The sequence below is a fragment of the Verrucomicrobiia bacterium genome, assembly GCA_023953615.1.
In the GTDB taxonomy this organism is placed as follows: domain Bacteria; phylum Verrucomicrobiota; class Verrucomicrobiia; order Limisphaerales; family JADLHS01; genus JADLHS01.
In genome coordinates this window covers 57119-81471 of sequence record JAMLJH010000001.1, presented here as the reverse complement: position 1 = coordinate 81471, position 24353 = coordinate 57119, and the positions used below count along the sequence as shown (strand labels likewise).

25 protein-coding genes and 1 tRNA gene are annotated in these 24353 nt (G+C 58.0%); 6 read left to right on the top strand and 20 right to left on the bottom strand.

Annotated features, from left to right (window positions below; all coding sequences use genetic code 11):
* Nucleotides 1-167: 167 nt before the first annotated feature.
* From M9920_00360 to M9920_00345, 4 genes are all read right to left on the bottom strand, one after another.
* On the bottom strand, nt 168-1787 hold the full coding sequence (locus M9920_00360) for an arylsulfatase (GenBank protein ID MCO5050745.1): 1620 nt from the start codon (nt 1785-1787) through the stop codon (nt 168-170).
* Nucleotides 1788-1886: 99 nt separating this feature from the next.
* Nucleotides 1887-2453 (bottom strand): aminodeoxychorismate/anthranilate synthase component II, encoded by a 567-nt coding sequence (locus M9920_00355; protein MCO5050744.1) that lies wholly within the window; start codon nt 2451-2453, stop codon nt 1887-1889.
* A 3-nt stretch (nt 2454-2456) separates the two neighbouring features.
* Nucleotides 2457-2921, bottom strand: a complete 465-nt coding sequence (locus M9920_00350) for a hypothetical protein (GenBank protein ID MCO5050743.1) — start codon at nt 2919-2921, stop codon at nt 2457-2459.
* A 45-nt stretch (nt 2922-2966) separates the two neighbouring features.
* Nucleotides 2967-3042, bottom strand: a tRNA-Ala gene (locus M9920_00345).
* 206 nt (nt 3043-3248) lie between these two features.
* Here M9920_00345 and xylA point away from each other — a divergent pair.
* Entirely contained in the window at nt 3249-4562 is a 1314-nt protein-coding gene (xylA, locus tag M9920_00340; protein MCO5050742.1) for a xylose isomerase, read from the top strand.
* Nucleotides 4563-4623: 61 nt separating this feature from the next.
* Here the strand turns inward: xylA and M9920_00335 are convergent, their stop codons facing one another.
* From M9920_00335 to M9920_00275, 13 genes are all read right to left on the bottom strand, one after another.
* Nucleotides 4624-5379, bottom strand: coding sequence for an SDR family oxidoreductase (locus tag M9920_00335; GenBank protein MCO5050741.1), 756 nt, complete (start codon nt 5377-5379; stop codon nt 4624-4626).
* Between the two features lie 118 nt (nt 5380-5497).
* Complete coding sequence (locus M9920_00330) at nt 5498-6412, bottom strand: class I SAM-dependent methyltransferase (GenBank protein ID MCO5050740.1); 915 nt, start codon at nt 6410-6412, stop codon at nt 5498-5500.
* 149 nt (nt 6413-6561) lie between these two features.
* Nucleotides 6562-7668, bottom strand: coding sequence for a PDDEXK nuclease domain-containing protein (locus M9920_00325; GenBank protein MCO5050739.1), 1107 nt, complete (start codon nt 7666-7668; stop codon nt 6562-6564).
* Nucleotides 7669-7790: 122 nt separating this feature from the next.
* Complete coding sequence (locus tag M9920_00320) at nt 7791-8567, bottom strand: ABC transporter ATP-binding protein (protein ID MCO5050738.1); 777 nt, start codon at nt 8565-8567, stop codon at nt 7791-7793.
* A complete protein-coding gene (locus M9920_00315; GenBank protein MCO5050737.1) occupies nt 8564-9559 on the bottom strand; it encodes an iron ABC transporter permease in 996 nt (331 codons plus the stop codon). The genes M9920_00320 and M9920_00315 overlap by 4 nt, the downstream gene beginning before the upstream one ends.
* Before the next feature lie 4 nt (nt 9560-9563).
* Nucleotides 9564-10646: an ABC transporter substrate-binding protein gene (locus M9920_00310; protein ID MCO5050736.1), complete on the bottom strand. Its 1083-nt coding sequence runs from the start codon at nt 10644-10646 to the stop codon at nt 9564-9566.
* A gap of 103 nt (nt 10647-10749) precedes the next feature.
* Nucleotides 10750-11292, bottom strand: coding sequence for a hypothetical protein (locus M9920_00305; GenBank protein MCO5050735.1), 543 nt, complete (start codon nt 11290-11292; stop codon nt 10750-10752).
* Nucleotides 11289-12236, bottom strand: coding sequence for a hypothetical protein (locus tag M9920_00300; GenBank protein MCO5050734.1), 948 nt, complete (start codon nt 12234-12236; stop codon nt 11289-11291). The genes M9920_00305 and M9920_00300 overlap by 4 nt, the downstream gene beginning before the upstream one ends.
* A gap of 24 nt (nt 12237-12260) precedes the next feature.
* The gene (locus tag M9920_00295; protein ID MCO5050733.1) at nt 12261-13073 is read right to left on the bottom strand and encodes a type II secretion system GspH family protein; all 813 of its coding nucleotides are present in this window, start codon (nt 13071-13073) and stop codon (nt 12261-12263) included.
* Between the two features lie 5 nt (nt 13074-13078).
* Nucleotides 13079-14131 (bottom strand): helix-turn-helix domain-containing protein, encoded by a 1053-nt coding sequence (locus tag M9920_00290; protein MCO5050732.1) that lies wholly within the window; start codon nt 14129-14131, stop codon nt 13079-13081.
* 125 nt (nt 14132-14256) lie between these two features.
* Nucleotides 14257-15993 (bottom strand): dihydroxy-acid dehydratase, encoded by a 1737-nt coding sequence (gene ilvD / locus M9920_00285; protein ID MCO5050731.1) that lies wholly within the window; start codon nt 15991-15993, stop codon nt 14257-14259.
* Between the two features lie 86 nt (nt 15994-16079).
* The gene (locus M9920_00280) at nt 16080-16982 is read right to left on the bottom strand and encodes a carbon-nitrogen hydrolase (protein MCO5050730.1); all 903 of its coding nucleotides are present in this window, start codon (nt 16980-16982) and stop codon (nt 16080-16082) included.
* 4 nt (nt 16983-16986) lie between these two features.
* The gene (locus M9920_00275; GenBank protein MCO5050729.1) at nt 16987-17997 is read right to left on the bottom strand and encodes a serine/threonine protein kinase; all 1011 of its coding nucleotides are present in this window, start codon (nt 17995-17997) and stop codon (nt 16987-16989) included.
* Between the two features lie 198 nt (nt 17998-18195).
* On the opposite strand from M9920_00275, the gene M9920_00270 reads away from it, so the two are divergent.
* From M9920_00270 to M9920_00250, 5 genes are all read left to right on the top strand, one after another.
* The gene (locus M9920_00270) at nt 18196-18789 is read left to right on the top strand and encodes a TraR/DksA family transcriptional regulator (protein ID MCO5050728.1); all 594 of its coding nucleotides are present in this window, start codon (nt 18196-18198) and stop codon (nt 18787-18789) included.
* Nucleotides 18790-18797: 8 nt separating this feature from the next.
* The gene (rpmG, locus tag M9920_00265; GenBank protein MCO5050727.1) at nt 18798-18965 is read left to right on the top strand and encodes a 50S ribosomal protein L33; all 168 of its coding nucleotides are present in this window, start codon (nt 18798-18800) and stop codon (nt 18963-18965) included.
* Between the two features lie 3 nt (nt 18966-18968).
* Entirely contained in the window at nt 18969-19226 is a 258-nt protein-coding gene (gene rpsR, locus M9920_00260; protein ID MCO5050726.1) for a 30S ribosomal protein S18, read from the top strand.
* 114 nt (nt 19227-19340) lie between these two features.
* A complete protein-coding gene (locus M9920_00255) occupies nt 19341-20081 on the top strand; it encodes a ZIP family metal transporter (protein ID MCO5050725.1) in 741 nt (246 codons plus the stop codon).
* A 3-nt stretch (nt 20082-20084) separates the two neighbouring features.
* Nucleotides 20085-20540, top strand: coding sequence for a transcriptional repressor (locus M9920_00250; protein MCO5050724.1), 456 nt, complete (start codon nt 20085-20087; stop codon nt 20538-20540).
* Nucleotides 20541-20595: 55 nt separating this feature from the next.
* Here the strand turns inward: M9920_00250 and M9920_00245 are convergent, their stop codons facing one another.
* The 3 genes from M9920_00245 to dxs form a co-directional block, all read right to left on the bottom strand.
* Complete coding sequence (locus tag M9920_00245; GenBank protein ID MCO5050723.1) at nt 20596-20760, bottom strand: hypothetical protein; 165 nt, start codon at nt 20758-20760, stop codon at nt 20596-20598.
* Between the two features lie 284 nt (nt 20761-21044).
* Complete coding sequence (locus M9920_00240) at nt 21045-22313, bottom strand: MFS transporter (protein MCO5050722.1); 1269 nt, start codon at nt 22311-22313, stop codon at nt 21045-21047.
* A 50-nt stretch (nt 22314-22363) separates the two neighbouring features.
* Complete coding sequence (gene dxs, locus M9920_00235) at nt 22364-24352, bottom strand: 1-deoxy-D-xylulose-5-phosphate synthase (protein ID MCO5050721.1); 1989 nt, start codon at nt 24350-24352, stop codon at nt 22364-22366.
* Nucleotide 24353 lies beyond the last annotated feature (1 nt).

The following is a 24353-nucleotide window of genomic DNA, read 5'->3' as shown; positions in this document are numbered from 1 at the left end:
GCAGCAAATCGTTCGGACTGGACGGCTACCGGCTTGCACAATTCCTCAAGAAAATTGAGGATGTGTGCGTAGTGAAGAAGGCCAATCCATTTGTCGCCCTGATGGCAATTGCTCAAGACTAGCGGGGTTAATCGGAATCACGATTCTCGTTCGATTCCACTGCTAATTCACCTCGAACTCTTGGGGGGCGCGCTTTCCGCTGGCGGTGGTAAATCGGTGAGGGCCAGCTCCCGAATCTGCGCTGTCTGTGCCTGCCAAAGCGCCGCCAGTTCCTTCACTTTTTCAGGATGTTGACCCGCCAGGTTATGCGCTTCGCCGCGGTCGTTGGCGAGGTCATACAATTCCCACGGGCCTTTGGTGGAGACGAGTTTCCAATCGCCGACGCGGATCGCGCGATTATCCTCGTGCAACCACCAAAGCTGGTCGTGCGTGACGCTGCCGTCTTTGGCAAACCCGCTGACCAAACTTTTTCCGGGAGCGGGCGGGACGGGGAGGTTGTGAATCATTTTCGGTTTTTCGGTTTGCGCGACTTCCAGCAGGGTTGGCACCACGTCAATGAAGTGGGCGGGAGTAGTGCGCAATTCGCCGCGTGCGTTGATACCTGCCGGCCAATGCGCAATTAACGGGGTGGCGATCCCGCCTTCATGCACCCAGGTTTTGTGCAGACGAAACGGTGTGTTGCAGGCGCTCGACCAGCCCGGTCCCAGGCAAAGAAAGGATTGAGCCGAACCGGGTGGCGCGGCGGGATCGTGCCCGTCGCCGCGCACCATGATTTCCGCGCTCGCGCCGTTGTCGGAGGCGAAGAGGATCAACGTGTTTTCGTAAGCGCCCATGGCTTGAAGTTGTTTCAGCACGCGCCCGATCTCCTGATCAATCCGGTCCACCATCGCGGCGTGAACCGACATTTTGGCGGCTTGAAATTTTTGTTGAACCGGCGTCAGTTCACTCCACGGAAACGGCCGATTGATTTCTCCCTCGCCCAGTTGCCGCAACGCTTCGGGAAAATAATACGGCGGCCCGACGTCGCGCTGCATCGGCGGCAGGGCGTGATGCACCAGCCCCAGAGTCGTCATCCGCTCGTAGCGCCGTTGCGACATCACGTTCCAACCGGCGTCGTAAGTGTGCGCATATTTCGCAACATCGGCGGCGGGCGCTTGCAACGGGAAATGCGGCGTGATGAAGCACAGGTAGGCAAAGAAAGGTTGGTTCGCATAATTGGCCGCGTGTTCTTTCAGGCATTTGATGGCGTGATCCGCAAACGCGGTGGCGGAATAATAGTTTTCCGCCGGCGGCACCGGGCGACCGTCTTCCACGTCGGTGCCGGGCCGAAAGTTGTTATTCTCATTCCGCACCTCGTAGCTGCGATGAAAGCCGTTTTGTCGCGGCTCTCCGTCAATGTGCCATTTGCCGGAATGATAGCAGCGATACCCGGCAGCTTGCAGAAATTCGCTGACCAGCGCCGCCCAGCGGGGGCGTTTACCGTTGCCGCCGCTGGGGATGTCCGGCAGCGTGTCCCGCCGAATGGCCTGCGCGTAATAGCCGGTCATCAGGCAGCCGCGCGACGACCAGCAGCGAGCGGTATTGTAAAATTGAGTGAAGCGTAGTCCTTCGGCTGCGAGCCGATCCAGGTTCGGCGTGGCAATCTCGCTGCCATAACAACCGAGATCGGAAAAGCCCATGTCATCCGTCAGGATCAGCAGAATGTTCGGCCGGGGCGCGCCCCAGGAACTCAATCCGATCAAGGCGACGATTCCGAAAAGGGCCAACCCAATTTTGCGCGGCGACATGGTCACGAACGTAGGGCAGAGCGAAGCATCCGGTCAAGCGTCCCGCGTTACGGTGAATTTCGCTCTGAACGAGGTGGAAGCCATCCCGCGCCGGATCGCTTATTTCAGTTTCAGGAAATTGCGAAAAATGTCGGCCCCGTTTTCGGTGAGAATACTTTCGGGGTGAAACTGCACGCCCCAGATGGGAAATTCCTTGTGACGCACGCCCATGATTTCACCGGCGTCGGTTTCCGCCGTGACCTCCAGGCAATCAGGCAACGACGCTCGCTCAATGATCAGAGAGTGATATCGCGTGGCTGGGAAGGGGTTGGGCATTCCGGCGAACAGTTCTTTTCCGTGGTGCTGAATGAGCGAAGTTTTGCCGTGCATCATCTGGTGGTTGACCACGACGTTGGCCCCAAAGACGTGGCCGATACATTGATGTCCGAGACAGACTCCGAGCGTGGGAATGGTCGGGCCCAAGGCGCGCAGAATTTCATTGGAAACGCCCGCTTCCTGGGGCGTGCAGGGGCCGGGAGAAATGAGCAGACGCTCCGGATGCAGCTCCCGGGCCTGCGCCACGGTGATCTGGTCGTTGCGGACAATCTGCAGGTCCACCGCCATCATGCCGAGGTATTGCACGATGTTGTAGGTGAACGAGTCGTAGTTATCAATGACCAGCAACATATCTCACTCGGGGGACAATGTAGCGGAGGCGCGATTGGTCAAAAGTATTTTCTCCCCGGATTTCCAGGGCCGTTCGAGGCGGTCAATGGTCAGGGCGCGCGGCAACGCCTGGATTTCGTGTCCAAACACGTTCACCACGACGGTGCCCGGCAGGAACAAGGTATCGAGAAATACGCAGCGCCCAAACGGAAGCTCGAACGGCGGCTTTTCTCCCAAATGAAAGCGAACCGTTTGCGGCAGGTTGGTGGGCGCGGGGGCGTCAAAAAAAACGAGGGTGACGTTGCTCAGTCCCAAGGCAGGTTGCGTGATTTGCAGTGTGGGCGTCTGGTTCGATTCGAGAAAGGTAAATTCCCAAGGCCCCTTTTTGTAGCGATTATGTTCGATCCAGGAAAAGCCGGCGACATAGAGCAGCACACTGGCGAGACCGACCCCGATCATTGTTTTTACCAGTGAAGTCGGGCGGGGCATAGGGTGATAATTATTGTGTAACTGGGCGAGTCTTCGAGGAGTGGCTGGTGGAGTCTAGGGGGTTCGAACCCCTGACCTTCTCATTGCGAACGAGACGCTCTACCAACTGAGCTAAGACCCCAGCCACGCATCCGACGACATAGTGTTGGCAGAATCACCGACACAGCGCAACTCCAGACTCCATTGGCACGCCCGCCCGCCGCACGGAAAGATTGCCAAAGCGAATCCGCCCCGGCATTCTCGTTCCAGATTGAACTGAAGCCGGACCGCCGCGCCTGGGTTTGCGGAGGCCGCTTCAGGAGGTCGGTGATAACGAATTACAACATCATGCCCGCAGCATTTCCAAAAATCCCCAAGATCAAATACGAAGGTCCAAAGTCCAAGAACCCGCTCGCGTTCAAGCACTACAATGCCAATGCGGTGGTGGCCGGCAAAACGATGCGCGAACACCTGCGCTTTGCCGTGGCGTATTGGCATACGTTCCGGGGCACGGGCAGCGATCCATTCGGGGCCGGTACCATGCAGCGCCCCTGGGATGACGGTTCCAATTCGGTTGCCAACGCCGAAAATCGCGCGCGGGTGGCGTTTGAATTTTTTGAAAAACTCGGCGCGCCGTTTTATTGCTTCCACGACCGCGATCTGGCGCCGGAGGGCGACAGTTTGCGCGCCAGCAACAAAAATTTGGATGCCGTGGCCCGGGTGTTGAAGGCCGAACAGAAGCGGACCGGGGTCAAGTTGCTGTGGGGGACGGCCAATCTATTTTCCAATCCGCGCTTCATGCACGGGGCCGGCACGAGTTGTAACGCGGATGCTTTTGCGTTCGCGGCGGCCCAGATCAAAAAGGCGCTGGAGATCACGCATGAATTGAAGGGCAGCGGTTACACTTTTTGGGGCGGGCGCGAAGGCTACATGACGTTGCTCAACACGGACCTTAAACGCGAGCAGGATCACTTGGCCAGATTGCTGCACCTCGCGGTGGACTATAAAAAGCAGATCGGTTTCAAGGGACAATTTTATATCGAACCCAAACCGAAAGAGCCGACCAAGCATCAGTACGATTCGGATGCGGCGGCGTGCTTGAATTTTCTGCGCGCCTACGGACTGTTACCGCATTTCAAACTGAATGTGGAAACCAACCACGCCACGCTGGCCGGACACACCATGCAGCACGAGTTGGAAGTCGCCGGCGCGGCGGGCGCGTTAGGGTCCATTGATGCGAACACGGGCGATGAATTGCTCGGCTGGGACACGGATCAGTTTCCGACCAGCATTTATCTCACGACCTACACCATGCTGAGCGTGTTGAAATATGGTGGATTCAAAACCGGGGGGGTCAATTTCGACGCCAAGGTGCGACGTGAAAGTTTCGAACCGGTGGATTTGTTCCACGCCCACATCGGCGGCATGGACGCGTTTGCGCGCGGCCTCAAAATCGCCGTCGCAATTCGCCAGGATGGACGCTTGGACAAATTTGTGCGGCAGCGCTACGCCTCGTGGGACTCGGGCATCGGCGCCAAGATCGAAAAGGGCAAAGTCGGCTTCAAGGAACTGGAAGCGTACATGCTCGAAAAAGGCGAAATCAGCGCCAACGCCAGCGGCCGCCAGGAGTATCTGGAAAACTTGATCAACGAGTTCATCTGAACGAAAGCGCGCGCCGTCGGATTATTCCGCACGGCGTGCCTCGACCGGAAATTCCGGGATGTCAACGCGTGGTGTAACCGCCGTTGGCGAAGATGGTTTGACCGGTAATCCACCAGCCTTCCGTCGCTAAAAATTTCACGATGGGGGCGATATCTTCGATCTTGGTCAAATCGCCATTGAGCGATTGTGATTTGTGGTACGCCACGCGTTCAGGCGTTTCCTGACCGTAAAAGAAAGGGGTATCCATCGGGCCGGGACCAACCGCCGTGACGGAAATGCCGCGTTTGGCGAATTCTTTGGCCGCCGCGCGGGTGAAGTGTTCCACTGGCGCCTTGCCGCCCGCATAGGTCGAATAACCATCAGTGAAAGCGGCCAGCAGCGAGGTGACGATGGTGATGATTTTACCGCCCTCGTTCAAATGCAGTCCGGCTTCCTTGATGAAGAAATAAGCGGACTTGGCGTTGACGGCCATCATGCTGTCGTATTCCGCTTCGGTGGTTTCGATGATCGGCTTGCGCAGCACCTTGCCCACCGTGTTCACGGCGATATCAATTCCGCCGAATTTTTGTTTAACGGCAGTGAAAATTCCCGCCACTTCGGTCGGCTTGGTGAAATCCGCAGCTACCGCAAAAGCTTCGCCGCCTCCCGACTTGATCTCCGCCACCACTTTATCGGCCTCGGCTTTGGTCGCCTCGTTGTGGTAATGCACACAAATCCGGGCGCCTTCCTGCGCAAAAGTGCGACTGATCAGCCCACCCAGGTTTTTGGCGCCGCCACCAATCAATGCCACTTTGTTTTTCAATTCATGTTTGTCCATCGAATGCTCCATGTAAATTTAACCGATACCAGTGAAGCTGGTAAGCAGCCGCAGTCTAGTCAATCCCTCCTTCGGACTTCAATCAAAGCTTTCCTTCCACTGAATCACCTCCGCAATCTCACGGGCGTTCCGTTGAGAATTTCGTGGTGAGCGCTGCCAGTAGTTCAAGCAGCGTGCGAGTGTAGCCCGGCGGTTGCCACATCAGAATGGCAGTGGGTGGTCGGGGCGGTAGTCGCAAGCCCTCAGGGGTTCGACTCAGCCGCCGCTCCAGCAGTTCCGTCAAGCATTGGTCATAACGCGACTCGGCTTGCAAATGAAGCATTTGCTTCAAATCAGCCAAGGCCGCCGAGCGATCCGGGTAGATTTCCGAGTACGGGGCCGCGACGGCTTCCATCAAGACGTGGGGACGAATTCCCATCTGCCAGAGCGCGTTCACGGCCAGAAAGGCATCGGGTCTTGTCGCGGGCGTTTCCTGAACCAAGCGTCGCGCTTCATTCATGAAATCATTGCTGGCGGGTGCGCGAAGCAGCAACACGCACAACTCGCGAGCGTTCGAGGTCATGGCTTCAATCCAACCACGAAAGTCGGCGATGCCGTAGAGCACGTGAGCACATAGCGCTACGTCGTGCCCTGGGATTTCAATGCCAGGCCAGGCCCGCGAATCAATCGTTACGCGGTCGCCAACGCCCGCCGTCGCCACCGCTTTTTCCAATTGCGCACGCATGGCCGGGGACGGTTCCAAAGCGGTGACGCGGCAGGCCCAATTTGCCAGCGGCACACTCCAGATTCCCGTTCCCGCTCCGATGTCGAGCACCGTCGCATTGGGTACTGCCTGGCAGACCGAGGCCAGAACCGCTTGGGTCACCCGGCGACCTTCGTTCCGGAGTGGAGCGTGGCGGGCATAGTCCGCCGCGCGGGTTCGCCACTTGTCGTCAGTGTCGGCAACGGATGTGGCGGCGGGTCTGCCAGCGTCCTTTTGCCGGACCAGGGATCCCCAATGGGCGAGCCAGTCAATGGTGGAGTTGGAGTTCATGAAGTGATCAACCAATCATTGTCAACGCGGCGGGCGCGAACCGGCAGGCTCGCAATTCAACCTGGCAAAAACTTTTCAAAAATAACCTGCAATAAAGTTTCTTATGAATCCCGATAAATCGTAAGACCAACGACTCCAATGCATTTTCATCACAATTTCCTTCTCTTGGGTGAGGTCTTCTTCGTCTCCGTTTTCTCCACTAATCGTGCCCGCGCCAATCGCACCGCCTCATGCAGCTTTTTCTGCAACTGCTCCTTCGGTAGCACATTTGTCCAGTAAGACGATACGCGGATGCCGGACTTCTCCAAATCGAGCAACTCCACCGTCTCCTGCCGCTGACCCGCGCAGAGAATCAGGCCGATGGGCGCTTCCTCGCCCGACTTGCGCTCGTGGCGGTCGAGCCAGCGCAGATACAATTCCATCTGGCCCTTGTCACCGGGCTTGAACTCGCGCAACTTCAAATCAATCGCCACCAACCGCCGCAGGTGACGATGATAAAATAGCAGGTCGAGATAATGGTCTTCACTGTCCACCATGATGCGCTTCTGTCGTTCAAGAAACGCAAAGCCAACGCCGAGTTCGAGGATGAACGACTCCATCTCGCGCAGGATGGCCGCTTCCAGGTCGCGCTCCGCGTAAGTGTCACGCAGGCGCAGAAAATCCAACACGTAAGGATCGCGAAACACGAGGTCGGGCGTGAGCTTGTCCTCCTCGCGCAACGCCGCCAGCTCTTGCCGGATGAGTTTGTCCGGCTTCTTCGACAACGCCGTCCGCTCGTAAAGCATCCCGCCAATTTTCTTCTCCAGCGTCCGCGTGCTCCACTTTTCGATGCGGCACATCTCGGCGTAGAAGTCGCGTTTGAGCGGGTCTTCGAGATAGATGATGGACTTGAAATGCGTCCACCCCAATTGTCTCCGCAGCGCGGAGACAATTCGCTCATCGGGGAAAGCCTCGGCAAACCGGAGCATATGCCGCAGCGACTTTTCGCTGAAGCCCCGGCCAAACTCAGTCTCTAATTGTCGCGACAGCGTAGCGACAATTTCGGCGGCATATTCCGCGCGCTTTTCTTTCAAGATGTCCTGATGCACGCGGCGACCGATGTGCCAATAGAGCGTGACCAGACCAGAATCCACCGCCCGCGCTACTTGCTCGCGCGCCGCGAGGATGAGTCCGCGCACCTCCGACAACAATCCTGCCGCGCCGAGACGCGCAGGCTTTTTGGTGGCGACTTTGATGGGCGCGAACTTTTTGGGCATAACGATGCCGCAAGACTACTCGACCCGGGCGAGCATGGAAATTAAATCGCGGATGAAACGCGCGACGACGTAACTCAGGATCGCGTTTTCGGTGCCGATGCGCATGACGTGGCGGTGTGCCTTTATGAAGTGATCAACCAATCATTGTCAATGCGGCGGGCGCGAACCGACAGGCCGTAGGTTGCGCTGAGCTTTTCCGAGGTCAAGGTAGTTTCAGTCGGACCAGCGGCAACAACTTCGCCGGCGCGCATCAAGACGATGGCATCGGCCATCCCCGCCGCCAAAGCCGGGTCGTGCGTGGTGCAGATCACGGTAATCCCATCGCTGACCAGTTGGCGCAACACGTCGCGCACGCGGCGACGATTGGCGAGGTCGAGGTGTGAGGTAGGCTCGTCCAGCAGGAGAACGGCGGGTTGTTGCGTCAACGCGCGGGCGATCGTCGCCAGTTGGCGTTCGCCGCCACTCATGTGCGTCAGTGGACGCGAGATCAGTTCATTCAACCCGACGCGCTGGATGGCTTGCCGCGCCGCCGCCAGGTCTGGGGCTCCCGGCAACTCCAACGGGCCGAGATGCGGGGCACGCCCGAGCAAGACATAGTCCAGCAATGTAAACTCGAAGGGAATGTGTTCGCTTTGCGGGACCAACCCGATCAGGCGACTGCGTTCTCGATGGCTGAAAGCGCTCAATGGCCGGTCGTTCAGATGCAATACGCCCGCTTGTGGCTGCAACCAACCGAGCAACAAATGTAGCAATGTGGTTTTGCCGCCGCCATTCGGGCCGAGAATGGCGGTGAGCGCACCCGTGGTGAGGCTCAGCGAAACGTCGCGCAACACCGGTTCGGCCTTCGTATAACTGAAGACGATCCGTTCCAGACGCAAGATGGGTTGGGGCGGTTTCATTCGCGAGTCAACTTTGCTCCCCGCAGGAGAATGACGGTGAAACCAATCGCTCCGATCAGGGAGGTGAGAATGCCGAGTGGAATTTCTCCCGCCGTCAGGAAGCGGGCCAGATCATCGCAGCCCAGGGCAAAGATACCGCCCAGCCACATGGCGCCCGGCAGGGAATGACGCGCATCTGCGCCTAATAAACGCCGGGCAATGTGTGGCACGAGCAGGCCGATCCAACCCACCATGCCGGCCACAGAAACGACCGCCGCCGTCGCCGCCACTGCCGCCACCACCAACAGGGCGCGTTCGCGTCCCGCCGCCACCCCCAACGAAAACGCGGTGGCCTCATCCAGTGCGAGAATTGAAATGCGCCAGCGCATCAAACCGATGACAACCAGGGCGGGAACAACGATGACGACCATGCGTTGCACATCGCTCCAGGAAACACCCCATAATCCGCCAAGCAACCAGAAGGTCAATTCCGGTAATTCGCGCCGCGGGTCCGCCATGCTTTTCAGCAGGCCAAGCCCTGACGCAAATAACGCGGATACCACGATGCCTGCCAGGATCAGGCGCATGATCCAACCGCCAAATTTGAGATGTCGCGCGAGCGTGTAGGATAAGGCTAGTCCGCCCAACGCAAACAATCCGGCGCTCAAAGGCAATAAAACGATCGCGCCTTTGAAGAAGAGGATGGCCAGCGCCGCCCCGAACGCCGCGCCTTGGGATACGCCTAGAAAACCCGGTTCGACCAGTGGGTTGCGAAACAGCATTTGCAGCACCGCGCCGCCTCCACCCAGCGCCATGCCCAGCAGCACGGCGGCGCAGACGCGCGGCAGGCGCAGATTCCAAACCAATTCCCAGGCCAGTTCATCCTCCCAAAGCAGGCGCACCGACATTCCCGGCGGTTGCGGATAACGCCCGAGCAACAGCGACAAGAGGATCAGCGGCAACAAGAGCGCGGGCAGCAGCCAGGGTGAAGTAAGCCAGGGCGGACGCGTCATGAGTTCATTGCCAGTCACCACGCAGTCGCGGTTTGATTTGCGCCGTTACCTCGGCTTCATTCAGGCCGTACCACCGGTAGAAGGCCACCACTTCCGCCCACAGGTTTAGTTCGGTAAAGCGATCCGGATGCAGGCGTTTGGCCGTCCACATCAAACCCAAGGCCCAGCGCGGGTCGGGTTGATCCCAAGAGACGAAATCGCGCGGAAAGGTCCAGACCTTGCCACGTTTCACCGCGTCCAGTCTTTGCCAAGTGTGATCGTCTCGAATGCGCGTCGCCATCTCGTTGTTTCCCTCGCCATAGTCCACCACCAATATTACGTCGGGATTCCAAATCGCCGTCTGTTCCAGACCAACGACGGACCAACCACTGCGCGTAGCCGCACTTTGCCAGACCGGAAGCCCTCCAGCCATCTGGATCAGTTGGGTTTGCATCCAATCCACCCCCGGCACACTGAAGGAAAGCGCCCCGCCGCGGACCGAGGCTTGAACCAACAGAACCCGTGGGCGTTGCTCGGGCGGCGCGTCACTCAAACGACTGGCGATCCTGGTCCGACATTCGCGGTAATAAGCCGCCAAGTCCACACCTCGTTGCGTGTTGCCGAGGATGTTGCCGAGAGCAATCAACTCCTGTTCGTATTGCTCCGGTGTTTCCAAATCAAAATCGAATGCGGGAATGCGCACCTTGGCCAGCGCGTCGCTAAGTCGCACGGAAGCGCTCTTGAGCAAGACGAGATCGGGATGTAACGGCGCAAGTTGCTCGGGGCCGACTTCCGCGCCGAGCCGCATCAGATTGGTGGATAGTCGTCCGGCTTGGATCAGGAAATCGAGGTCGTCGCCCTGCAACTGGCGTCCGCCCGCGGCGGCCAGGAGTCGAGTCTTTGCCTCGGGGAACAGCGTGGCGGCGTGGACGATCATGAATGAACCGCGCCCGGCCACCACGAGGCGCACGGGCGATTCGGCCAATTGCAATTCGCGTCCGGCATGGTTGGTCAACGTCAAACGGGAAGACTGCGCGCCGGCCGTAAGTGCGCAAAAACAGAGCGCCACCAGTGCGACGTGAACGGCATGGTGTTTGACCAAAACCACCCAGTGAAATGGGTTGGAGAGCGCGGTTCTGGCTGTGGTTTGGCGCGCTCTCGCGTCGCGCCCGAAGTGGGTGCGCTCCTCAGAACAAGCGGATAAATTCGGTTTATTGCGTGAGTGAAGCACTAAGGTCCTTTCCGATTGGGCAAGAGATGACTTCCCAACTGAACTCGCCGAGTTGACCGATTCGGGTTTGACAGGTTTCAAGCAGTGCGGGTCGCACCGTCAGGATCGCTTGCGCGAAATCGCAGTCGCGCAAGACCGACCAGATTGCCGTCCATCCGCGGTTTTCCAACAATTCCATTGGCCCAACTTCGTCCACCACCAGCGTGTGGCAATGACTCACTGCTCGCAACCGTTCGTTGGCCCACGTCAGGATCTTGTCATCAAAATCCCAAAGGCGCTTTGTGTCCGCGCCGGAAGGAGCATGAGCTCTGGCCAGCGGGCGTTCCGCTCCGGAATGAAGGTCACGCACGCGAATGCCGATTTTCTTTCCAGCCACAAAGTCGCCGGGAGATAGCAGCCCCCGAACCTCGTGTCCGGCTGCCCGCGCGTTTGCGATCGCACCTTCACACCAGTGAGTTTTGCCTGCGCCCCGCGCGCCGGTGACCAGCCGCACGAGCGGCAGTGATTGGCCGTTGCCGCTCATGGTTCGACGACTACGCGATAGAACACGTTTGTTTCGGCGCCGAACGCGGCGTCGGTCCAGTTGATTTCAGTTTCGGTTGCCTCGAGGGTGGCGACCTCCGTCCAATTCTCCGGCAAACTCAAGTCGAAGGATCGTTCGATGCGATGAAATCGGGATGGGGTGGCATTGGCGATATGTAAACGGAATTCAGTCGGGCTTGATTTGACCAGACTCAGAATTGGGCCGCGCAGGGTGACCGCAATCCGGGGTAAATACGGCGCGGGATTGGAGGTGCTTTCCGAGGACGTAAACGGCGCGCGATCCGAGCTGGTCGCGGGGATGGGAGATTCGTCAATGATGAGAATTGCGCCGTGCGTCAGGAGGTTGGATCGCGTCAAGCTGTTGGTAAGCAGCTCGGTGATGTCCCAACTGAAAAATCGGTCGTTGAGATCCGGGTCCAACACTGGCTCCTTCACTCCCACCACCGCGTGGTCGCTGTCGAAATCCCCGCCGGGAGTGGTCCAATTATTGATGCCGTCAGAAGCGAGCCAGGTTGCGCCCGTGGCCTCCGCCCCCGTGCCTCCCGTGCCTTCGACAAATGTCGTGGTCAAGGGATAGAGGCGAATCTCGCGAGTCTTTGTGTTGTCCTGAAACACATAAAAATAGACCCGCGCTTCCTGAATGGCTTCGGGCGGATACGCGCCCAACGCTTCTGGAATGGCGAACAATCCGCGTGTTACCGAAGTATCACTATTCACCAAAACTCGCACGCTCCCATTAAGACCGAAGTTCACCGTTTGACTGTCCGCGCGGCTGTCCAGATAGGTGTCGGTCGTGATCGGGAAGTCCACGGCGTGGATCAGTAACGGCAGGCTGCCAATCGCCAAAGCGGTGGCCAGCCATTTCCATTGGCGGCGACGGAATGTGTTCGTGAGGGTGATGTCAAATTTGATGCTGGATGGCATAAGTTTCATTTGAATCGAGTTGGTTTAGTAATAGTAAGGAAACCAGGTGAGATCGCCCCGTTGCGGGATGCGTGGATTGGAGCGCGACTTGTCCCAAAGATCGTTGCGCCAGCGCACATGACCGTCGAGATGCAGCACGATGCCGCCCAATTCACTTCGCCGTCGGGCATGACGCTCGGTGGCGGCGCGTGCGTCCTCGGCGGTTTGATATCCAGCCAGGCGGAACGATCCCGCCTGACCGTAACCCGCCCGGGGATCAAGGGTCTGCTCGAACATTGCGACGGTGCGGGAGGGAGCGGCTGCTCGCGACAATTTTAGGAAGCTCGGTTGCAACTCTGCGCCCCACGGCAAACCGTAGAGGAAATCATGCGCAAGATAGGAGTTCATTGCGTAGCTGTGATAGCCTTCAGTGACCGGGCGATAATCGTATTCGGTTTCCGCCAACAATCGGACGGAGGGGCACTGCCAGATTCCGCCGGTGGGCTTTGCGTCCGCCGGGAAGTCTCGCCACGCCGTGGAACCGAGATACGCAGGCAGCAGATCCACGTAGCTGAAATCATGCTCGGGATGCGTTGTCGAACCAAGGGTGCCGCCATCGCGGCGGCGATCATCCGGATGCGGCAGGAAACCGTCGTGATCTTCCGCATACATTTGCACAGCGAGTCCCCATTGACGCAGATTTGAGATGCACTGGGTTGCCCGGGATTTTTCCTTCGCTCGTGACAGCGCGGGCAATAGCAGTCCCGCCAACACGGCAATTATGGCGATAACCACCAGAAGTTCGATCAGCGTGAACGCCTGGTTGGTTGCGGGCGGATTGGACGGAACGGGGACCATGCCAGTCAGACTGAGAGAACTTCGCCGGTGTGTTGGACATCGTACCCGGGCAATTCGCCAACCATCTGGCGGTACGAGCGGCTGCGCAAAAGTCGCAGGAGCGCTTGTAAGCGAGGATCGTGTTGGCGTTTTCCGGAGAAACAAAAGTCCAAAGCCTCGGTGCGAACCGGCAGAAAGTTCAGGCCCGATTCCTCGGCGGACAGCCGCACACATACGCCCGCTTCCGCCCAGCCGCCGCGAATGGCTTCCGCAACGGCGCCATGACTGTGAACCGTTTGACCCGAGGCGCCGGCATGGAGTTGATCAAGACATTCCCGCGCTGCTGAACCGGTCTCACGCAACGCCCAGCGCTGCACCTGACGGGCGATGCTCGAAGGCGAGCGCGCACGCCAGTCCGTCCGAAGCGCCAACCCCTCCTGCCAGTCCGCCACGCGTACCAGACGGAAACCGTTGCCCAACTCTTCGCGTACCGTTTCCAGATTGCGCTCGGGATGCTCCTGAGTGGAGCGGTGCAGTCCCGCCAGATGCACCAAACCGCGCTTCAACAAATCAATGGCCTCGCCACCGCTGCGCGGAAACACGATCAGCCGCAAACCACTGGCCCGCGCATATTCCGCGGCCAGCAAGCCGGCGGCAGGATCGCAACACGCCAACACCAATGTGGACGTCGCCAGGGTTTCACCGACATCCCGGCCCGGCCCGCCGCGCCACACGCCGTCATGCGGAATCACGTTCAGCGCCAGGCTTTCCACCGGGTAGAGCAAGCGGCGTCCGCCCACTTCCGCTTCCCAATACCGGCACGGTTCCGTCCGGGGCATCCAAGCCCAGGTCGGCCCGGTGGGTGCGGGCAACGTCGCGTCGCTGAACAACTCCTCAACGGAACATTCGAGCGCGTGCGCCAAGGCCAATGCCGTGGTGACGGAAGGGGTGAGGCGTTCGCCTTCAATGGCGCTGATGGTGGTGCGGGGAATATCCGCGCGCCGCGCCAGTTCGGCTTGTGACCAACCGCGTTGTGCTCGCCGCCGGGAGACGGGCGGTTCAGGTTTTTGAACAGCCATGATGTTGTCATTTTATGACAGGATCATGGCATGCGTCAACCAGCGCGAAGGCAGGCGCAGCCCCAGAGGGGTTGCCACCTTGGCGCGACAGCGGGAACTACCGCATTGGCGACCGTTTGCCGAGGTTACAATTTCAAATCGAGATCGGTCACGGCGCCTTGCGAAGCACTGGTCACGTGCGCGGCAAACTTGGCCAGCACGCCTCGGGTGTACTGCGGTTTAGGTTGCTTCCAGGCTTTCTTTCGCTTCGCCAGTTCCTTGGCGGGCACGGCCAACGTGAGCGTGCGTTTGACGGAATCAATGATGATTTTGTCGCCATTTTTCACGAGCGCGATCGGACCGCCTACATAGGCTTCCGGCGTGACGTGGCCGACCACAAATCCGTGGCTGCCGCCGCTGAACCGGCCATCGGTCAGCAACGCCACGTCTTTGCCCAGACCTTTGCCCATGATGGCGCTCGTCGGGGAAAGCATTTCGCGCATTCCGGGACCGCCTTTCGGCCCTTCGCCACGAATGACCACAACGTGACCGGCTTTGACCGTCCCATCGAGAATGGCGTGCAACGCTTTTTCTTCGCCCTTGAACACGATGGCTTTACCTTCAAAACGTGTGCCCTCCTTGCCGGTGATTTTACCGACCGCGCCTTCGGGCGCGAGGTTGCCGTAGAAAATGACCAGATGGCTGTCTTTCTTGATCGGGTTATCCAGTGGATAAATGATCTTCTGACCGGGCGGGTAAGGTTTCACGTCCGCCAGGGTTGCCGCCATGGTTTCGCCGGTGACGGTAAGGCAATCACCATGAAGCAAACCGGCATCCAACAAGGTTTTCATCAGGGGCCGAATTCCGCCGATTGCCACCAGTGCGCTCATGCTGAAAGTGCCGCTCGGTCGCAGGTCCGCCAGTACCGGCACGCGTTTGCCGATGCGGGTGAAATCGTCAATCGAGAGTTTTACGTTCGCGGCCTGGGCGATGGCCAACAGGTGCAACACGCAATTGGTTGAACCGCCCAACGCGATAACGGTGGTGATTGCGTTTTCGAAGGCTTTGCGGGTGAGAATGTCACGCGGTCGGATGCCTTGGCGCAACATGTTCACCACCGCCGCGCCAGCGCGACGACAATCCTCGAGCTTCGCCTTGGAAATGGCGTTCTGCGCCGAACTGTTGGGCAGACTCATACCCAGCGCTTCGATGGCGCTGGCCATGGAGTTGGCGGTGTACATGCCGCCGCAGGCGCCCGGCCCGGGAATGGCGCAACACTCCACCGCGTGCAATTCCTCGTCACTGACTTTGCCCGCGGCGTGTTGTCCAATGGCTTCAAAGACGGAAACAATATCAACTTCCTTGTCGCCGCCGGGTGAATGTGGCGACTTGAGCAATCCGGGTAAAATGGTGCCGCCGTAAACGAAAACGGCGGGCCGATTCATGCGCGCCATGGCAATCAAGGCCCCGGGCATGTTTTTATCGCAACCGCCGATGGCGAGGTAGCCGTCCATGCCTTCGCAGCCGACCACGGTTTCGATTGAGTCCGCAATGACTTCGCGCGACACGAGCGAGTATTTCATGCCCTCATTGCCATTCGAGATGCCGTCGGAGACGGTGATGGTATTGAAGACAATCGCCTTGCCGCCGTTGGCGTTGACGCCGGCTTCGGCCGCCAGGGCGAGATCGTCAATGTGCATGTTGCATGGCGTGACGTCACTCCAGGTGGACGCCACCCCGATGAGCGGCTTTTTGAAGTCTTCCGCGCGAAAGCCGACTGGATACAACATGGCGCGCGCGGCGGCGCGTTCCGGTCCGTCGAGCAAGGCGCTGGAAAAAGGGCGAAGGTTCGGTTCGGTATGAGCAGACGATTTCTTTTTCATTGTGCGAGAATGTTGATGTAAAACGGGCAGGGGAGCAAGCGGAGCGAAAGGAAAACCGCACCTCAAGCCAGGGTCAGTTTCCCAAGTCAATCAATGAGTCGGCGGGTGATGTCACCGTAAGCGTCAATTCGGCGATCCCGCAAAAATGGCCAGTGCGTGCGGGTGAGGTCCACTTGCGCCAGATCCACGGGGACAATGAGGACTTCTTCCTGGTGGTTGCCGGCCTTGGCCAGAATTTCACCGGCGGTGCCGGCAACAAAGCTTTGGCCCCAAAACTCGATTCCCGCGCCGCCCACGGTGGAGAGGATTTCATGGCCAACCCGGTTCACCGACGCGACGTAGCATCCGTTGGCTACGGCGTGGCTGCGCTGAATGATTTCCCAGGCGCCGTGTTGCTTGTCTCCGTGTGACGGTTTTTCGCTCGGATGCCAGCCGATGGCGGTGGGATAGAACAGGATTTGCGCGCCTTGCATGGCGGTGAGTCGCGCGCCTTCCGGATACCATTGATCCCAACAAATCAAAACACCGATTTTGCCGTAGCGTGTATGCCACACGCGGAAACCCAAATCGCCCGGCGTGAAATAAAATTTCTCATAGTACAACGGGTCATCCGGAATGTGCATCTTGCGATACGTGCCGAGCAATTTTCCATCCGCGTCAATGATGGCGGCGGAGTTGTGATAAACCCCCGCCGTGCGTTTCTCGAAAAGCGACGCGATCACGACAACTTGATGCCGCTTGGCCAGTTTTTGGAACGCCTGCGTGCTCGGTCCGGGAATGGGTTCGGCCAGTTGAAAACAGTCGTGATCTTCGCTCTGACAAAAGTATTGCGAGGTGAACAATTCCTGCGTGCAGATGATTTGCGCGCCCTGTTTAGCGGCACGTTCCGCCAGCGTCAGGGCTTTTTTGCGATTGGCAATCGGGTCCGGACCGCAGGCGTGTTGTAACAGGCCGAGGCGAACAATGGAATTTGAGGTGCGTCGTTTCATTGCGTCACGAGTTGGCGTGGAGCCGGGAACTGTTTTCCATAAGTTCGGTCCGCTTCTGTAATTCCGCGGTTTGCGCTGCGGACGAAGGTTGGCCGAACAGTTCGCGGATGAATTTGCCCAGCGTCTCGTTGGTGGGGCCATAGCCGCCGTGGTAGATGTAATACTCCAGCTCGTACATCAACTCATCCGCGGTGGCGAAGCGTTGCTGGCGATCCCGGGTCAAACAACGCTGTAAAATGTTGTTTAATCGGTCGTCCACCCGGGCGTCCAAGGTGCGAAAGTCGGGGATCGGCTGCTTAATGACCCGTTGGCGCGATTCTTCGGCGGTGAGCCCCTTGAAAATATTGTATCCAAGCACCAGGTGCGCCAGCACGACGCCTGCGGAAAACAGATCGGACCGTTTATCCGTGATTTGAAAATCCGCCTGCTCGGGGCTCATGTAATCAGCCTTGCCCGCGACGACTTCGCCTTCTTGATCCGTCAGAAATCCGCGCGCTTTGGCAATACCGAAATCAGTCAGCTTAACGTCGCCTTCGAAAGCAATCATGATGTTCTTAAAGCTGACGTCACGATGCACAATGCCCAGCGGCTTTCCATCCGGGCCGGTCTTCGCATGGGCGTAGGCGAGTCCGCGCGCCACTCGACTGGTGATGAATACCGCCAGCTCCAACGGCAGTTGGCGACGCTTCTCCGCGAGCTGTTGGCCGAATTGCTCCAGGTTCACCCCGCGAATAAGCTCCATCGCAATGAAACAGGCGTTGTTGGTTTCCCCGAGGTGATAGGTTTGGACGATGTTGGTGTGGATGAGGTCGGCGACCAGTTTGGCTTCGCCAATGAAGTTCTCAATGAACATTTTCTGGCTGGCGTAATTGGGGCGGATGATTTTAATGGCCACCCGTTTAACAAAGTCGCGCGCGCCGCGTTGTTCGGCTTCGTACACCACCCCCATGCCGCCCTCGAAAATCTTCCGAACGACCTCGTAACGGAAATCACTTTGGATTGTGAATAAAGCCACGAAACGATGTTGAGGAAAGCTGGGGTCAAGTCAAGAGCGACCAGGCGTTACTTTGAAAATCGGTCGTCAATTCCGAAGCGTTTTTACCGAACTTTTTTATGGATTATTTTCGTTCATCTGATAGAGTCGCGCCCCTCGTAGGAAACAATGGGCTCCGAGGAGTGAAAAATCAGGCTAGAATTATCGAAAAATAGACGCGTGACTGCAAAGAAGAAAGCAACCAAGAAAACGGGACGAGTGACCTCACATGCGCCAGCCTCGGCAGCAGCGATCCTCGGTCGCCCCGTGGGCGGGAAATCGGGCGCCAATGAGCTTAAGCCCAAACGCGTGAAGCCCGAGTGGCAAAAGTATTATCTCCACCTGCAAGAGTTGCGCGCCCAATTGGTCCGGCAAATGTCGGGATTGGCGAAAGAATCCGCCGAGGAAATCGCGGGATACGGCCTGCACATGGCCGATTCCGGAACGGACAATTTTGACCGCGATTTCGCGCTTAGTTTGTTGTCTGCCGATCAAGACGCGCTTTACGAGATTGAAGAAGCCTTGAAACGGATCGAGCGAAACACTTATGGTGTGTGTGAATTGACCGGGAAGGCGATTCCCAAGGCACGGCTTGAAGCCATTCCGTGGGCGCGTTTCACCGTGCAGGCGCAGGCGCAATTGGAACGTGAAGGCGCTTTGCGCCAACGCCGGCTTGGCCAGTTGGGCACCGTGGATGCCGCGGCCACCGCCGAGTTGGAAGACGACAACGATGACGCGCCGGATGAAAAGCCGGCCAAAGAAAAAGAAGAATAGAAAATTTTATGCCGCGTGAAATAATCACCATCGAATGCACCGAGGCTCGGAAGGAGGGGAAATCCCCCTCTCGTTATACGACCACTCGCAATAAAAAACTACAGACGGAGAAGTTGGAATTGAAAAAATACAACCCGGCTCTCCGCCGCCACACGTTGCACAAGGAGATCAAGTAAGCCATGCCACGCAAGACCAATACCGATAAATCGGACAAACACGGACGTCGTAACAGCACCGAAAGACGCACGCCCCGGCCGAAGCCGAAAATTGATTTCACGGTGGACGCTCTGGATTTCAAGAACACCAATCTGCTGCGTCAATTCGTGACGGACCAGGGGCGCATTCTGCCGCGTAAATACACCGGCCTGCCCGCGCACTACCAACGCCGGTTGAGCCGCGCCATCAAACGCGCCCGGCAGATGTTGTTGGTTAAATAACTTCGTCTCCCGTTGGTTTTTCGACCAACGGGATTTTTTGCCTGTCTAATTGCAAACTTTTGCAATTAGCGCCAGGTGACGGCGTTCCCGGTCAAACGCTTTCCAAGTCCGTTTATGGAGTATCTGCTGTTGCTCTCGAGTATCGCGCTGGGGGCGCTCACGGTGTTCGGCTTCCGACTCTACGAAGCGCGACACATTCGTCTCCTGAACGCCTTTACCGGAGCCTTCCTGCTCAGCCTGACGTTTCTGCACCTGTTGCCGGAGCTTTACCACGATCATCCGGCCCACGAGAACGCGGTGTCGTCCGGAGTCTTGTTGATCGGTTTTCTGATGTTATTGGGATTCTTCATCCAGGTGGCGCTGGATGTCATTTCCATGGGGGTTGAGCATGGTCATTCTCATGTCGTGGCCAAGCGCATGCCCGTCGGCATCGTGATGGGGCTTTGTTTACACGCTTTGGTGGAAGCTTTGGCGTTGGGAAAAGGACACGCCGGGGTGGGACAGGGGCTGGACCCGCACACGCGACGGCTTTTGTTGACGAGCATCATCGTCCATAACTATCCCGTCTCCATCGCTCTCTTGGGCATGTTATTGCAATCCGGAATGCCGCGCGGAAAGGCCATCGGAATTCTGGTGTTGTTTGCGGCCATGGCGCCGCTGGGCATGTTCATCAGCAGCCACACGACCCTGGCGGCCTATGGCAAGGAAATGATGGCGGTTGTCATCGGCATTTTCATGCACATCTCCACCACGATTTTGTTTGAATCGAGCGATTTACATCGCTTCAACCTGGCCAAGCTGGGCGCGATCATCATCGGTTCGGCAGCGGGAATTGCCTGTGTGTTTGTGCATTGACGCATGAAGGCTGTTGTCGCGACCACGGCGGGCGCCACCGCCGAGCACCGGCTCTCGCTGCGGCTACGCCGGGAGGCGCGTAAAATCACTGCGCCCCGCCGGGCGATCTTACGAGTGTTGCAGCGCGCTTCGGGTTCCCTGACGCATAAGGAAATTTTTCAGGCGCTCCCTGCGGATCACTGTGACTTGGCGACGGTTTATCGCTCGGTCAAAGTCCTGGAACAGATCGGATTGGTGAAACGGTTTCACTTTGAAAACGGCACCACTCGCTTCGCCTGGTTGAACGACCGCCCGGACGCCCACCTGCATCATTTGGTTTGCACCGAGTGTAATCGCATCGTTGAACTTGAGGAGTGTATCGTCGCGGATTTAGAAAAGCGGCTGATTGCACAGAGCCATTTCAAAGCAGTCACCCATCGGTTGGAGTTCTTTGGCGTTTGCCCGACCTGCCAAAAATAGAGCCGCCGCACCTACAGGTGCGGCGGTAACAAGACTTTCCATGAAAGCTCGGAGATTACACCGGCTCAGCTTCCCAGTCGGTCAGATGCAGATAGGCTTTGATCTTTCGCCGTTCGTAACGATTCTTCATCGCCTTCTTGGGTTGATAGTCCGTCTTGCGGAAGGGATGGTTGGGATCGCGAATGGCGTCACTGATGGCTTCAATCGTGGCTTTGGTCATAAGCTTGGACAATGATGTTTATTGTTGAGGATGACCGATTCCAAAAACGCTCCTTGTGCGTTTCCAGTTGAGTGTTGTTAAACTTCATAACACCTCTGACAGTCTGACCATAAGACCAGTTCGGCAGCTTGTCATTCAAAAGTTTTTACTTTTTTCAGGATTAATTTTACCGATGAAATTCCCCGCGCCAGTGGTGCCGGTGGGTGGCGGCAGAATTTGAGTTCAGCCGCCGGTCTTTTGATCGGGCCTTGATTACTCTTCGAGCAAAGTGGTTGCCAGAACCGTCAGGTGGCGGAAGGTTTTTGGCCGGCAGGAACCAAGCGCTGGAGCACGATGCCAGTCACCACCAAAAGCATCAAACCGCTGCCCAGAAACAGGACGTAAGGCGAAACGTCCAGCAGGATAAGCGGAGCGCCGAATTGTCCGATGATGCGGGCAAGGCTTCCGGCGCTTTGATTGACGCCAATGTTCGCCCCTTGTTCGTTTGCGGCGGTAAGATTGGAAAGCAGACCGAATAACGGCGGGCGCGTGAGGCTCGTGCCCACGGCCAATAGTGCCAAAGCACCCAGCAGCGTCCACCAGGGACCGCCCGCCCGCTGCGTCAGCACCGACCACGAAAGCGTGCCATCTCCATGGATGAACGGCAGGAACATCAAACTGATTGCGGTTAGAACCAAGCTCAAAGCGATTACTTTAGGCTCGCCGAGCCTCCGGACGATGCCCTTGATCATACCGCCCTGAACCAAAGCGCTGATCAATCCGCAGTACACGAAAAGGTAGGTCGCCACGGCCGCCGTTGCCGCGTCGTCATGAATATCAATTTTGAAATTATCGCACACCAACAATGCCAGCGTCACTTCGAACGCACTGAAACAAAGCGTCGAAAGAAAAAATACCATCACCAACAGGCCGACGCCGGGAGTCATCAGCGTGTGTTTCCATTGGGCGAAATGTGGGCGCTGCGGCGCGTGACCAGAATCCGCCCGGCGACTTTCCGGCAACAACCCGAAGGCCAGCGCCAGGTTGCCGGCGCAAATGGCTGCCGCCGCCCAGCCGGGGGCGGCAACACCGCCGTGCTTCAAACAGAAACCGCCAATGGCCGGCCCAAAAATAAACCCGAGTCCGAACGCCATTCCGATCAAACCCATGCGCTGCGCCCGCTTTTCAGGCGGTGTAATGTCGGCAATGTAAGCCTGCGCCACGGTGATGTTTCCGCCGAACGCTCCGGCCAGCGAGCGCGAGAGGATCAGAATGACAAGCGTCGCGTCAGCGTTCGGCAATTCCAACCCGATCGCGAAAATGACGTACGAGAACATGGCGCCCGCCGTGCTGATCAGCATGATGGGGCGACGCCCTTTGCGATCGGATAAACGCCCCCAGATCGGTGCAAAAACAAATTGCAGGGCCGAAAAGCTCGCGAGGATGATGCTGATGGTAAGACTGCTGGCGCGAAATCGTTCCGCAAAAATCGGCGTCAGCGGCACTACGATGCCGAACCCGATCAGATCTATGAAAACCGTCAGCCAGACGATGAGCAAAGAGGGCTTTCTCATCGTTCAAGTTGGGGTTGGGGGTGCGGTTTTACCTTCACCGCAATTGGCGTTCAGGCAACTTCAGCAAATTTGCGCTGTGCCACCGCCGCATCGGTGAAATGCGCCTTCACTCGCGCAACCACGCTGGCGGCGGTGAGGCCGTATTTGGCGCGCAGTTCATTCTGTGTCGAAGCGTGTTCGATGAATTGGTCCGGCCAACCGACCCGAATCACCGGCGTCGTCAGGCTGCGATCGCTGAAACATTCCAACACCGCCGCACCGTAACCACCCATCAGCACATGGTCTTCAAGCGTGACGAGCAGGTCCGCTCCCCGTCCAAAAAATTCATGCGTTCCCGCGTCAAGCGGTTTGGTGAAGCGGGGGTTGACGACCGCCACGTCGAAATCGCTCGCGCGCAGTTCCGCCGCCGCTTCCCGCGCCACATGACACATGCTACCCAGACCGAAGAGAGCCACCTTGCGTTTGCCGGAATTGGCGAACGTGCTGATTACCTCCGCCTTGCCAACTTCCAGCAACTTCGGCTGCTCCTTGATCGGCACGCCCTCGCCAGCTCCGCGAGGGTAACGGATGAAAGTGGGATGATTTTGATGGGTCGCCGTAAACAGCATGTCCTGCAGTTCGTCCTCGTCTTTTGGCGCCATCGCAATGACGTTTGGCAGGCAGCGGAGATACGCGATATCGAACAAGCCATGATGGGTCGGGCCGTCATTCGCGGATAACCCCGCGCGATCCATGCAGAAAATCACCGGCAGATCCTGCAGGCACACATCGTGATGGATGCAGTCATACGCGCGTTGCAGGAAGCTCGAATAGATTGCCACCACCGGATGGAAGCCCATGGTTGCCAATCCGGCAGCGAAGATGACTCCGTGTTCTTCGGCAATGCCCACGTCCACGTAACGTTCCGGCATGGCTTTTTCCAAATGCTTCAGCCCGGTACCGCTGGGCATGGCTGCCGTGATGCCGACCAACGTGTTGTTTTTTCGACATAACTTGACCAACGCCTGGCCGAACACGTCCTGGTAGTTGGGGGCGGCGCCGGGGCTGGCTGGCAGGGTTTCTCCCGTTTTTACATCAAACGGTCCCAAGCCGTGGAATTTTTCCGGCGCTTTGAGTGCGGCCTCAAAACCCTTGCCTTTGCGGGTCAGAATGTGAATGACGATGGGGTGATCGCAGGACTTGGCAAATTCCAGCGTCTTGATCAGCAGCGGCAGATCGTGCCCGTCAATCGGACCAAGATAGCGCAAGCCCAGTTCCTCGAACAAAATGGCGCTGCCGTAACCGCCGCGACCTTCCGCATCCACAATTGGCGCATTGCGACGCAGGCTGACCTCGGAGAGCGCGCCCTTGAATCCTTCTTCGGCTTTGCGCGCCAGTTTCGCCGCCAGATCTCCCTTCGGCAGTTTGCGCAGAAAATTCTGAAAGTCGCGCGCCAGTTTGTTGTAGGACGGGTTGCGGATCAGCTTGTTGAGGTAATTGTTAATCGCCCCCACATTTTCCGCAATGCTCCACTCATTATCGTTCAGAATGCCGATGAACTTCTTTGTGGTTTGCGAAATGTTGTTCAGCGCCTCGTAGGAAATACCGTTCGTCAGGGCGGCATCCCCGAAGATACACACCACATTCTCTTCCGTCCCGCGCCGATCCCGCCCGGAGGCGATACCCAGCGCCGCGGACAACGCCGTCCCGGCATGCCCCGCGCCGTAGCAATCATGCTCGCTTTCAGTACGCAGTGCGAAGCCGTTCAAGCCGTCGGTTTGGCGGATGGTATGAAAGCGGTCCTTGCGCCCCGTGAGAATTTTATGGACGTAAACTTGATGACTCACGTCCCAGACAAATTTGTCGGTAGGCGAATCGAAGACGTAATGCAGTGCCAGCGTCAACTCCACCACTCCCAAATTAGGGCCTAAATGGCCGCCGGCTTTGGCCAGACTGGTGATCAGTTCCTGACGGATTTCCGACGCGATGACTTCCAACTGTGGCGGCGAGAGTTTTTTCAAGTGGGCCGGCCCATCCACCATATCCAGATATCTGCTCATG